The organism is Pseudomonas orientalis (genome assembly GCF_002934065.1).
In the GTDB taxonomy this organism is placed as follows: domain Bacteria; phylum Pseudomonadota; class Gammaproteobacteria; order Pseudomonadales; family Pseudomonadaceae; genus Aquipseudomonas; species Aquipseudomonas orientalis_A.
In genome coordinates, this window is sequence record NZ_CP018049.1 from 5,832,223 (window position 1) to 5,845,002 (window position 12,780).

The window sequence follows — 12,780 nt, forward strand, 5'->3', positions numbered from 1 at the left end:
CCAGCACGGCCCACCGCCGTCTGAGTCCCTTCCAAGCTCGCCGGACAGCCAACGATCAAGACCGCTGACCGCTCGCTGCGAGCAATTCCTTCAAGATCGTTGCCGGGTCGGCCCGCTGTTGCTTGCGGTAGTTGCCGACATGGCGAACGAACAGTGTTGCGCGCGTCACCAGGCTCTTGCCGAGCACCGGCTTGCGATCCAACTCTTCCTTGATCCGTTGAAACTGGGCCTGGATCACCGCATCGGTGTAGCGCGTGCCGGTGGCCAGGTTGTCGATATAAATCGCCACTGCGCCATCCAGCGCGCTGCGCCCATTGGCAATGGCCATGTCGAATAACTGCGCGCTGGCCGCGTCCTTGTTATCCACGGCCTGCTGGCGGCTCTTCTGCAGGTTGGCCAGGCGGATGTTGTAGTTGCTGATGGTCTCGGCCACCAACGCAGCGGACTGGATCAGGTTGCCCGCCGCTTCTTCGCGTTGCTGGGCGATCAGCGACACATTGCGCTTGAGTTCTTCGTTGACCAGTCCCAGTTCGGCCTGCAGCTTGGGATCGACGCTGGCGGCAATGATGCTGTCCAGGCGCTTGGTCGGGTCCTGGGCGTCGTCGATGGCGTCGGTCAGCGAGGCCAGGCGACCTTCTTTCTGCCACTGGGCAAACAGTTCCTTGTAGCGTGAGCGCGGCGCCGACAGCGCGCCAATCGCCACGCGAAACCCGGTGGTCTCATTGCTTTGCTCGGTGCCGTCGGCGGCAAACAGCGGGTACTCGCGGCGCATGCCGGTGAACAACGTGCCTTCGCCCTCCAGGTAATTGCCGCCCTTGACCACGAAGCCGCCATAGGTGCCCTGGCGGCGCCCGGCGTGCACCAGCTGGAAGGATTCCTGGACCATTTCCGCAGCGTTGCCGATCACGTCGAACATACCGATCGGGTTGGGCAATTTGGTGCCGATGGGCATCAGCCGCGCGGCCTGCCCGGTGCCACCGGCGACCTGGTTGAACACGGCGTAATCGCCCAGTGGCCCGTCGCTTTCGCTGCCCTCGACGCGGCGTGGAAACAGGCGCCCTTCCAAATCCTGGCGACTCACTGCCTGGCCACCGCGCGCGGCGTACTCCCACTCCACTTCGGTGGGCAAGCGCACAAAGCCCAGGCCGCCATCGTCGGCCGAGGCGCCACGGCCGCTCACCGGCAGCAACTCGCGGTGGTATTTCATCAGCCAGGCGCTGTACACCGCCGAGAAACGCTCGGCCTCGAAACGCGACAATTTCACTTTGGGCAGACGCCCGGCCATGCCCTCAGGCGCATCGCAGGCCGGGGCCGGCTCGCCGCTGGCCAGGGACTGCGCCTGGGACATTACCTGGGCGTACTGGCGGGCCGTCACTTCGTACTTGCCGATGAAGTAGAGCATCGGCTTGAGCGGGGTTTTGGCGTCGGTCTTCGGCATCAGCGGCGCGATGACCTTGTTCCAGTCTTTCGGCAGATCCTTGAGGGTGAACTGGCCGTTGATGAAGTCGCGCCGGTAACCGGAGATAAACGACTGCTGGTAGCCCGCCTCGCCTTCGGCAAAGGGATAGCCGAGGCTGACCTCGCGGTCGTCCAGGGTGCCCTGGGCCAACACATAGGCGTAGCGGAACACCATCTGGCCTTCGCACGGCAGTGGCAGGCTCACGTCGTCAGGCAACGGCTTGGGGTTGTCGAGCTTGTCGCTTGCCTCATCGGCCCAGGCCAGCGAGGCCAGGCTCAGCGCCACGCAGGCGCCCAGTAACTTAAACATCTCTGATTCCTTCAGAAGCCTGGATACGCGCCACTCGCCACCCCCCACACGCCGCCGCCACGGCGCTGACGCCGAGCGCGGCAGCCAGGGCCAAGCCGTAGTGACGCGCCAACAGATGACTGGCGTATTCGCCCGGCACCTGCACGAATAATCGATTCAAACCCGCCTCGGCCAGGCCATACAACCCGGCACTGAGCACCGCGGCAACACTCGCGCTGTACAGCGCCTGCAGCACCACGAACAGCAACAGCGCGGCGGTGGAAAACCCCAGCAGGCGCAACACTGACAACTCCCGACGCTTGCGCGCCACCGCCGCCAACGCGCCGGCGAAGGTCGCCGCAAACGCACCGGCCAAGGCCAACCCGCAGATGATCCAGAAGACCACCGACAGGTTACGACTCAACGACTGCACCTGGGCGATGGTCTGCGCCTGGGTCGACACCAGCAGATTCTGCCCGGCGAAATACAGGCGCAGCGGTTCCACGTCGGTGAGTCCGCGCGCATACAAGCGAAACGCCGGGTACACCCGCTGCTCGCCCACCGCCACGGTGTCACCCGCCCATCCCAGCGCCGGCACGGCGCGGCCATCGCGATAATCTTCCACCGCCTCCAGCAACGCCAGGTCCGCAAACAGCCCGTCACGGGCAAAGGCCTCCAACGGCAATACCGCGCGCACCTGCACCCGCGTCCGCTGGGCCTCGACGCGCCCCGCCAGTTGCCGCGCAAAGCGCGTCTCCAGCCAGTCGCCGGGCCGCGCCGCGAGCTTCTCGGCGGCGGTATGGCTGAGCACGATCTGGTCCAGGCCCTCAGGGATCGGCGAGCCGGCCAGCAGCGGGTCACCCGGCGCGGTCGGCAGCATTTCCAAAACCAGGGCACCCACTTGTGCGGTCGCCGCAATCTGCCGCGTACGCGGTATGGCAAACGCCACATCGCTACGCCGGCCAAGCTGCTCGACGAAAGCGCTGCTGAATCGACCGCCGCCCAACGGAATAATTTCACGGGTTGCGGGGTCGGTCTCCAGGCGTTGGGTCAAACTGCCAACCAGTCCAAATTTCAGGCCAAATAACACCAGCAACGGCGCGATGACTGCCACCAGCGCCAGCACCGAGCAGGCCGACAGCCACGCATCGTTGCGGTAGTCCTGCCAGGCAAGGGACGCCATCAGGCCGATGCGCATCAGCAGGCCTCCCCGAGCGTGGCGGTGACACCGCCGTCGGCATCGCGACGGCAACCGATGCGGCGCACCTGCAAGCCACTGGCGCGGGCCAGGGGTTCATCATGGGTGGCGATCACACAGGCGGCGCGGTGTTCCCGGGCCTGGGCCAGCAGGGCTTGCATCACGCGCTCGGCATTGAGCGGGTCGAGCGACGCCGTCGGCTCATCGGCCAACACCAGTTGCGGTGCATGGGCCAGGGCGCGGGCGCAGCTCACGCGTTGGCGCTGGCCCACCGACAGCGCCGCCGGACGCTTGTGCAGTTGATCGCTGATTTGCAATTGCTCGGCCAGGCGCACCACGCTGCCGTCGTCCTTCAAACCCAGCAACTGCCGGGGCAAGGCAATATTGCCGCGTACATCGAGAAACTCCACCAGCCCGCCGGTTTGCAGCACATAGCCCAAAAGCCGGCTGCGCAACTGGGCGAGATCGGTTTGCCGGTCGGCGCGCCACAGCCCATCGATGTCGATCCGGTTGAGTTCGAACTGCCCGATCCGGTCCGGCGCCAGCACCAGTGCGAGCATATCGAGCAAGGTGCTCTTGCCGCAGCCGCTGGGCCCGACAATCGCCAGTTGCTCACCCGCGCGCAGGTGCAGCGCCGGAATTATCAGGCTGTAGCGCTGGCTGCCGACGCCCCGGCTCTTGTGCACCGCGTTCAGGCTCAGCATCACGGCAGCGTCGACAACGGCACGCGGTACAACGCATCGCCCGGCTCGGCATCACCGAACCGCACCCAGTTGGCCAGGTCATTGTGGAAGGTCTCGTAGAGACGGATTTTCGAATCCAGCTCGTCGATGAAGTCCTCCTGCTCGGCCACGCTCAACGACAACCACAGGTCCTGGGTCATGTTCAGCGATTTGCTGCGGTACGGCAGCCCCTCCAGGTACTCGCCCAACAGGCCGCCGTCGGCCAGGTTGCCGCCCTTGCGCAGGGCTTGCGGGTCACGGCTCATGTAGGCCGAGGCGCTGGCGATTTCCTGGAAGAAGTCCTTGGGCGAGCTTTGAGTCTTGCGCGCCGCATCGACGATCAACTTCAGCGACTGTTGCAGGTCGTTGAGTTGCAGTTTGGTCAGCATCACGCACACCTGGAACGCCGGCAGCGCCGGGTTGGTCAGGTCGCGGTCGGCGGTCCAGGCGCTGACCAGTTGCGGCGCCTGGCTGGCGGTCTTGCGGCCAAGGAAGTCCATGTGCATGGCATAACCGACGGCTGCGGATTTGTCCGCCAGGCTCGGCGCGGCACTGAGTAACGGCACCGGCTGCGGCGTGTTGCTGCGCACCTGATGCACAAGGTTGGCAAACACCGTGCCGATCTCATCGACGCGCTCGCCCAGCTTGCGCACATCGCCGCCCGGCACGGGGGTGTACAGGTCGCCGATCTGCGGGTTGGCGTCGGCGGTGAGGACGCGGTACTGGCTTTCGGCGCCAGCATGGGTTTTCTTGCCGGCATCGGTGCGCAGATGCAGCGCGTAGATCTTGATCTGCTTGCCCAGTGCCGCCTGACGTACTTCGGCTTCGTTCATCTGGGTGGCCGCGAACGGGTCGTTCTTGCGCAGCGCGCCGGCATCGGAGACCAGCAGGATGATGCGCCCGCCGTAGCCGGACCAGTCCATGCCGTCCACCGCCTGCATCACCCCGGCAAACGCGTCTTCGTTGAACGAGTGGCTGGACACCGTCGAGGCCTTGACCTGCCGCGCCAGGTCGAGGAAACGCTGCGGATCGCGGCCCTGATCGAGGGTGATCAGGGTTTTGGCCACGTATTCCAGGCCGGGGGTTTTCTTGATGCTGTTGCGAAAGCCCACCAGGCCGAAGCTGACGCTGTCCAACTCGCCGCGCTCGGCGATGCGTGTTTGCAGCTCGTGGACCACATCGCGCACTTGATCGATATAGGGCTGCATCGACACGGTGGTGTCGACCACCAGCACCACGGCGGTACGGAAGGCGTCGGCATGGGCATTGATTGCGGGCGCCGACGGCTTGGCGACTGCGCTGCTGCCAGGGTCGATGGACGCCACGTTAAGCAGCTGCACCGGCTGGCCGTTTTCGTCGAAGCTCTCTTTGGAATCAAAGATCGGCAACAGGTAGAACTGGTTTTGCGGCACCGCGCTGGCGGTGGGTTCCAGGGCCAGGACTTGCTGGTTGTCCTCGCGGTTGTTCTGCGCCCTGGCCAACGCGCTTTTCGCCGCAGCCGGATCGGCCAGCAGTTTTTCCACCTCGCCGGACTGGCGCAGGAACATCACCGGCGCACGCCCCGAGCGTTCGGTGAATTTCAATACCAGGCTTTGCTTCCAGTCGCTGACCTGGGCGGCCGGCAGCCAACCGTCGCTGCGCCCATCGGTAGCGGCGCCGACACGCACCCAAGGGCTGCCGTCGATGTCTTTGCGTTGGTAGACGTAGAGCACGGAAAACGCTGGCAAGGCTTTGCCCGGCGCGCTGCCCGCCTCGTTGGAAAGCTTGGCGCCGGGCTTGCTGAGCACGCGCTGGAACAGGGTTTTCTTGCCGGCCATCAGCAACGGACGTTGACCACCGTCCACTTCGGCGACGGCGACGGGCGGCGTCACCTTGGAAACGACGGCAGACGGTGGTTGGGCAGGCTCATCGCTACCGCTCAACCACCAATAGCTGGCACCACCGATGGCCAGTGCCACCGCAACCGCCACGGCGGCCAATGCCAACACCGGCCCACGGCGCTGTTCGGACGGGGCGTTGTGCTGCGTTGGCGTCACGACCGGTTGGCGCACTATCGGCTGCGGCTGCGGTTTGTCGGTGGGTATGTCGACGGTGACAGGCGTGATGCCCGCCAGGTCAAAACTCAGCGGGATCGGCAGCGGCCGTACCAAGGTGGCCTCCGACGAGTCCGCCGGCAGGTTGTCCAAGGCCAGCAGTAATGCGTCGGCATCCGGATAACGCTCCGCCGGGTCCTTGGCCAACAGCTTGCGCAGCACCTCCTGGTAACGGCCGTGGTGCACCGGCAATTCCGGCAACGGCTCAGTCAGGTGCGCGAGCGCCGTCGAAAGCGCATCGGTTCCGCGGTAGGGCAACTCGCCGACCAGAATCTCGTACAGCACCACGCCCAGCGCATACAGGTCGGCGCGACCATCGATCTCCTGGCCGCGTGCCTGTTCCGGGCTCATGTAGCTCGGCGTACCCACGGCGAAACCGGCCTGGGTGAACTGGGTGCGGTCGTCCAGGGACTTGGCGATACCGAAGTCCGACAACACCGCCGTGCCATCGGCGCGGAACAGGATGTTCGCCGGCTTCACATCGCGGTGCACCAGCCCCTGGGCATGGGCATAACCGAGCGCCGAGGCAATCTGGCGGATCAGCGTCACGCCCTGCTCCGGGGTCAGCCCGGCGGCAATGCGCTCTTTGAGCGTACCGTTGGGCAGGTACTCCATGGCCATGTAATACAGCTCGCCGACATTGCCGATGTCATGGATGGTCACCGTGTGCGGGTGCGACAGGCGCGCCAGGGTCTTGCCCTCGCGCAGGAAGCGTTCGCAGAACGTCGGATCGGCTGCCAGGGCCGCCGCCATCACCTTCAACGCCACCTTGCGCTCCAGCGAGCGCTGGGTCGCCAGGTAGACGTTGGCCATGGCGCCTTCGCCGATCTCGCCTTCGATAACGTAGCCCGGAATCTCGATCTTCATGACGAGACCTTCACAACGATCGTGGTGATGTTGTCCGGCGCGCCGCGATTGAGCCCCAGGTGCACCAGGCTGCGCACGATTTCATCCGGTGCGTCGTGGCCGAGCACTTCGCCAATCTCATGATCCTCGACGGTCTTGGTCAGGCCGTCGCTGCACAGCAGGTAGCTGTCGCCGGGGGCGATCAACAGCTCCACCGACGCCACGTCCAGTTGCGCTTCCACGCCCACTGCGCGGGTGACGATATTGGCCCGTGGGTGCACGCGGGCATCGGCTTCGCTGAGCAGGCCGCTGTCTTGCAGGTCCTGCACGTAGCTGTGGTCGCGCGAGAGACTTTCCAGCTCACCGTCGCGCAGGCGATACAGGCGACTGTCGCCGGCCCACAGGCACATCCCGCGCAAGCCGCGCGCGGCCAGCACCACCACGGTGCTGCCCATCATGGTCACGCCACGATTGGCGGTTTCTTCGCGTACCGCCGCGTTGATGCGGATCAGGTCGTTGCGCAGGGCGGCCGCGTATTCGTCAAGGGAGCGCCCCACCGGGACGGCGCGCAGGCTGTCGACGATCAGGCTGCTGACGTAATCCCCCGCCGCGTGCCCGCCCATGCCATCGGCGACCACCCACAGGCGGTTCTCCGGCAGCTCCAGGCACGCATCTTCGTTGACCTGGCGGACCATGCCCACATGGCTTTTGCTCGCGGATTTGTAAGTCGCCCCCATCTACACCACACCTTCTTGTCCGAGCAGAAACTGCGCAAAATCGCTGGCGGCAGGCAAGCCCTGACACCGTAATAAACCGGGAGAAATACGCTGCGAACCGCGTCCCCACCACAGGCTGGCACCTTCGCAGGCTTGTTCGGCCAGCGCGGTCATGCGCCCGTGGGGCTCGGTGGCGGCCACGCGCTGCAGGCCGGCGAAGCGGCTGTCGACCGCACGCGGCTCACTCGCCGGAACGCCCAGGGCGTCGAGGCCGGTATTGAAGCTTTCGAAGGTAGCGCCACTGTCCAGGGTGCTGAGCAACAGCTCTTCGGCCTGCTCAAACCAGGCATCCGGCCCGCCGACCAGAGACGCGGGGTTGGTGTCGTGATCGAGCAACACCACCACGGCCAGGGGAAAATACCGCCCGACCCGGTCAATGCTCGGCATAACCACACCCGCCGCCGCATCCGGTCCGCACACCCCGGGCGCCAAGACAAAGCGCCACAGCGGGCTGACCAGGTAAGCGTTGAGCCAGTCACCGCCCAGGCTGTTCTGGCTGGCGAGCAGCCCCGCCGCCAGCCAGCTGTCCCAGGGGCCGATAAAACTCTGGGGCAAGGCGCGGCTGACAAAGTCACCGCGACTGGCCAACTTGCCGTAGAAACCCAGCGTCGTCATAGCCGCTCCGGCAGGCTGAAGCCGCTGAGCACGCGGCTCTTGAACGGGTTGAAGGCGCTGTTGGCGCGCAATTCGTAGGCGATGCTCGCGCCGTCGACGCGCAGGCGCAGGTTGAAACGGTCCGGCGAGTTGCCGGGGGTGAGGTCCGATTGCTCCAGCAGGCGGAACCAGGCCCACGGGCCGTCCAGCGTCACACCGGAACGCCCGCTGGCCGACGGCGGCATGATGGAAATACGCACCACGCCAATGCTGCCGGGGTTCGGCCATTGCATCGCCACCGGGCGGCTCGGGCCGTGGTCGTAGCTCAGTTGCTGGCCGTCGAGGTCCAGCAGGAACTGGGTGATGGTAGGGTCCATCGACACCGGCTTGAGTTCGAAGCGCACGATGGGTTGCGTGCCGCCAGATCTGAAGAACGCATCACGAATAGCCGCCGCGCGCTGGAAGGTCTGCAGCACGCCCGGCGCGATACCGAGCTTCTGCGCCGCGCCCGGCTGCCAGCGCCAGGTCTGCGCCGAGGTATCCACATAGGGCTGCAGGTACTTGCGGAAATAGTTATCCATCACCCCGCCGACGCCGAAGAACTGGCCGAAGTCATCCAGGGTTGCGTCCCGCGCACTGCCAGGCGACATCGGATAGCGCCCGGCCAGGGACTGGCGATACACGTTGACCACTTCGCTGGCCCAGGCCGCGTTCAGCTGATTACGCACCCCGCCCATCATGCTGTTGGTGGTGGAATTGACCACCGACTTGACCATGCCCTGCACCAACGGCGGTTGGCGCTCGGCATTCAGGCTGACCCGCGTGGCCGCAGCCGCCGCCTGGTTCTTCGCTTCGCCAAGCAACGCATCGCCGCTGGCACCGACCATTGCACTGACCTGCACATACAGCGCATTCATATCCGCCAGCAGTCCGTCGATAGCCGCCGGCTCGCCTTCGTTTTTACTGACGATACTGTTGAGTTCGGCAAAGTGCGCGGTGACCGGATCATCCGCCGCTGCGGGCGCGCTGGCGCTCGGCTGCTCCTGGCCCAGCAGGCTGCCCAGACGCTCCTTGAGCTTGTCGACGCCGCCCTCCACCGGCACGCCCTTGGCGGCCAACTGGCGCTCTTCGGCCTGCAGGTCAGTTTCCTTTGCCACTGCCACCAACAGTTTCTTCAACGGCGAGGTGGGGCCGGAAATCACCCGCAGCACATCGGCCGCCTGGGCCACGCTGGTGATCGGCACAAAGTCGATGTCGGCGAGCAACGCGTCCCACTGGCGCTGATAGTCCTGGAAATACAGGCGGCGCACATCGGCGGCCAGGCTCACCACGTTCTGCTGGTCGGCCTGTGCCTGGCCCAGTACCCACTGCTCTTCAGCCAGGGTGCCGGTCTGGTTCAGGCTGCTCAGCAAAAACGCCTGGCGATAGCCCTTGGCGGTGAAAAACCCGCTCAACGGCTCGCCCAACGGCTTGCCGCTCTTGCGGCTGAACACCAGTGCGGCATCACGGCCGGCCGCTTCGTTGAGGCGAAAGTCCGGTACCCCTTCAGGCAGTTTCTGGCGCTTGACCCGGTCGTAGACACGCTGGGCCACCGGCAGTTGTTGCAGTTGGCGGCGCAGGTCGTCGATCAGGCGTGGGTCAAGACGCGCATTCGGTGGGTGACGGTCAAACAGTGCCTGCAAGTGCCCGGTCAAGGCCTGGCGCTGATCGGCCGGCAGGTCGCGTGGCAGGTTGCGGTCCCAGTCGAGGGCGATCCAGGCCTTGATGAAGTCCGGGTCGTAATGCTCATTGTCGGCCAGCATCAGGTAGGCCTTGAGGCCTTCGTAGAGGAAGTCCGAGTTGCCGCCGCCGTGCAGTTGCTCTTCGATGCGCGTGACCAGGCGCGGGGCGAACACCGCGATCAGCAACTTGCGATAGACGCTTGCAGATTCGGCTTCGAGCATGTCGCCCTGGTACAGCCCCAGCCCCTCTGACCAGCTTGGCGAATCCCCGGCCAGGTGCTTGACCGCGTTGAGCAAGGGCAGCACGGCCACTACGTCACGCTGCGCCGGGCTCAGGTTCTGCACGGTCTGGCCCAGGGGTGCGACCTTCTGATCGACCTGGGCGATATACGCCTGGTTGGCGCGATAACTCACCCACCACAGGCTGCTGACCACCACCACAAAGGCCACCGTGGCCGCGAGAACACCCCGGGCGAGCCACTTGCGGCGGCGCTCGACTTTCGGGTTCACCCCGACCAGGCCACGTTCGGCAAAGGCCACGGCGGTGAAGAGTTTTTCGATGAAGTAACTGCGCCCGGTGCCGCTCTGGCGCGCCAGGTGCTGGCGGTCCAGGTTCATGCTCTGGGCCATGGTGCCGATCAAGCGGTCAATCGGGCTGCCTTCCTGGGTGCCGCTGGTGAAGTACACGCCACGCAACAGCACGCGCTCTTCAAAGGCATTGGGTTTGAATACGCCCTCAAGGAAGCTCTGCAGGCAGTCCTTCAAGGCGCCGAATTGCTGCGGGAAACCGTAGATCAGGTCGCGCCGCGCCGGATCGCGTTCCTGTTGCAGGCGTTCGACCAGTCGTTCGTTAAGGCGCTGTTCCAGACCGGCGAATTCGCTTTGCAGGTGCACCAACGGGCTGTCGCTGTGCTTGCCGTCGTCCAGGGCAAAGGTCATGCCCCACACCTGGGCGCGCTCTTCCTTGCTCAGGTTGTCGAAGAACTCCATGAAACCCGGCACCAGGTCGAGCTTGGTCAGCATCAGGTAGATCGGGAAACGCACGCCCAATTGGGTGTACAGCTCCTGGATGCGCAGGCGAATCGCAGCGGCATGGGCGGCGCGCTCGGCGTCTGTGCCCAGCAGCAGGTCCGACAGGCTGATGGCGATGAAGGCGCCGTCGATGGGTCGACGCGAGCGCTGTTTTTTCAGCAGGTCGAGAAAGCCCAGCCACGCGGCTTTATCCACTGTGGAGTTGCTGTCCTGGGTGGTGTAGCGCCCCGCGGTGTCGAGCAGCACGGCCTGGTCGGTAAACCACCAGTCGCAGTTGCGCGTGCCGCCGACGCCGCGCACCGCACCGGCGCCCAATTGCGCCGCCAGCGGGAAGTGCAGCCCGGAATTGACCAGTGCAGTGGTCTTGCCCGAACCCGGCGGGCCGATGATCACGTACCACGGCAGCTCGTACAGATTGCGCCGTTCGTCGCCGCCGAGCTTGGCTTTCTTGAGCAGCGTCAGGGCTTCGTCCATGCGCTGGCGCAGGGTCGAGAGCTCTTCGGCGGTGGCCACGCTGTTGGGGTCGGCCGGGGTTTCGGCGGCCAGGCTGCGCATTACTTCGGCGGCCTGGCGGCGGGCCTGGATGATGCGCAACACGCGGTAGGCAATCCACAGCGCGAACACCAGGATGATCAGCGCCCAGCGGCGTCCCTCGGGCACCAATACGTCGAGCAACGGCCCGACAAACCAGATGATCAGGCCCAGGGCGATCAACCCCAGCACAGGGATCACCCAGCGAATCATGAAACTGAAAAACGCCTTCACTCGACGCCCTCCGCCAATACGGTGATTTCAACCCGACGATTGCGGGCACGGCCTTCGGCAGTACTGTTGGTCGCCAACGGCTCGGTGTCGCTGCGGCCTTCGGCGCTGAAGCGGTCACCTTGGCCGGTCTTGGCCGCCAGAATCTCCAGCACCGACCTGGCCCGCGCTTCGGACAGCGCCCAGTTCGACGGGAAGCGCAACGTCGCAATCGGACGGTTGTCGCTGTGACCGGTGACGCGCACCTGGCCCTTGACCTTGCGGATGGCGTCGGCGATGCGCAGCATCAGCGGCTGGTAGTCGTCGACAATGCTGGAACTGGCAGACGCAAACAGTTCATCACCGCGAATCGTCACCACAGAGCGGTCGACCTTGTCTTCCACGGCCACGCGGCCGGCCTTGATGTCTTCAGCCAGAAAGCCGGCCAGGCGCGGCCGCTCGATCACTTTCGGTTGCACCACCGGACGGTCGATGGCCTGCACCGGGATCTCGCCCAGGGCATGGATATTCTTGAACACCGGCTCCGCATCCGAGGCCAGCTTCATGCGCAGGCCAAACAGCAGCGCCAGCAACAGCGCCAGGCCAATCGCCACGGCGATCCACGGCGGCATGAATTGCGTCAGGCGATCCCGCGCCACGGTCACGCCGCGCCAGTGCGGCGACAGCTCACGCTCGTGTTCGCCACGGGCACTGCGAATCGCGGCGGCAGTGCGCTCGCGCAAGGCTTCCAATTGACTGCGCCCGTCGTTTATCACGCGGTAGCGGCCCTCAAACCCCAGGCACATGCACAAGTACAGCAGCTCCAGCAGGTACAGGCGCTCCCGTGGGCTTTGCAGGCAATGGTCGAGCAGCTGAAAGACTTTTTCACCGCCCCAGGCTTCGTTGTGCACGGTGATCAGCAAGCTCTGTTTGCCCCAATCGCTGGTACTGCCCCAGGGCGTACTCAGCACGGCTTCGTCCAGGGCGGTGCACAGCGCGTATCGGGCCAGCAGCACCTCGTTGCGCGCCACGCCGGCGGCTTCGGCGCGCTCTTCGAACTGGCGCAGATAGGCCAGCAATTGCGCGCGCAAACTGGCCGGCGCCGGGTGCGCGATGGTGTTGCGCAACCGCGTCAGCAAGGCCAGCAAGGGGCCGGCGGCACTTTCCAGCGGGTTGAGGCCCTGGCTTTTGCCGGTGAGCATCGGCGCGGCCGGCATCGACAACGGTGCAGGTTCCGCGCGCGCAGGTTCGGGTGCTCGGCCGCCCGGGCGCGGCATGAACTGAGTGCGGTCATCATCATTGGGATGCAT

At 65.4% G+C, this 12,780-nt stretch carries 8 protein-coding genes; all 8 read right to left on the reverse strand.

Going from position 1 to position 12,780, the window contains the following annotated elements; genetic code table 11:
• Positions 1 to 55: 55 nt before the first annotated feature.
• From BOP93_RS26545 to BOP93_RS26580, 8 genes are read right to left on the reverse strand one after another with little or no spacing between them, the layout of a single operon-like run.
• Complete coding sequence (locus BOP93_RS26545; RefSeq protein WP_104505147.1) at positions 56 to 1,768, reverse strand: formylglycine-generating enzyme family protein; 1,713 nt, start codon at positions 1,766 to 1,768, stop codon at positions 56 to 58.
• Positions 1,761 to 2,945, reverse strand: a complete 1,185-nt coding sequence (locus BOP93_RS26550; protein WP_104505148.1) for an ABC transporter permease — start codon at positions 2,943 to 2,945, stop codon at positions 1,761 to 1,763. The genes BOP93_RS26545 and BOP93_RS26550 overlap by 8 nt, the downstream gene beginning before the upstream one ends.
• Positions 2,945 to 3,649 (reverse strand): ABC transporter ATP-binding protein, encoded by a 705-nt coding sequence (locus BOP93_RS26555; RefSeq protein ID WP_104505149.1) that lies wholly within the window; start codon positions 3,647 to 3,649, stop codon positions 2,945 to 2,947. The genes BOP93_RS26550 and BOP93_RS26555 overlap by 1 nt, the downstream gene beginning before the upstream one ends.
• A complete protein-coding gene (locus tag BOP93_RS26560; protein ID WP_104505150.1) occupies positions 3,649 to 6,627 on the reverse strand; it encodes a serine/threonine-protein kinase in 2,979 nt (992 codons plus the stop codon). The genes BOP93_RS26555 and BOP93_RS26560 overlap by 1 nt, the downstream gene beginning before the upstream one ends.
• Positions 6,624 to 7,343 carry a PP2C family protein-serine/threonine phosphatase gene (locus BOP93_RS26565; protein WP_104505151.1) on the reverse strand — a complete coding sequence of 240 codons (720 nt, stop codon included), beginning with the start codon at positions 7,341 to 7,343 and terminating at the stop codon, positions 6,624 to 6,626. The genes BOP93_RS26560 and BOP93_RS26565 overlap by 4 nt, the downstream gene beginning before the upstream one ends.
• Positions 7,344 to 7,997 carry a type VI secretion system-associated protein TagF gene (gene tagF / locus BOP93_RS26570; RefSeq protein WP_104505152.1) on the reverse strand — a complete coding sequence of 218 codons (654 nt, stop codon included), beginning with the start codon at positions 7,995 to 7,997 and terminating at the stop codon, positions 7,344 to 7,346.
• Positions 7,994 to 11,494: a type VI secretion system membrane subunit TssM gene (gene tssM, locus BOP93_RS26575; RefSeq protein WP_104505153.1), complete on the reverse strand. Its 3,501-nt coding sequence runs from the start codon at positions 11,492 to 11,494 to the stop codon at positions 7,994 to 7,996. The genes tagF and tssM overlap by 4 nt, the downstream gene beginning before the upstream one ends.
• Entirely contained in the window at positions 11,491 to 12,780 is a 1,290-nt protein-coding gene (locus BOP93_RS26580; protein WP_104505154.1) for a DotU family type VI secretion system protein, read from the reverse strand. Before BOP93_RS26580 ends, tssM begins: the two co-directional genes overlap by 4 nt.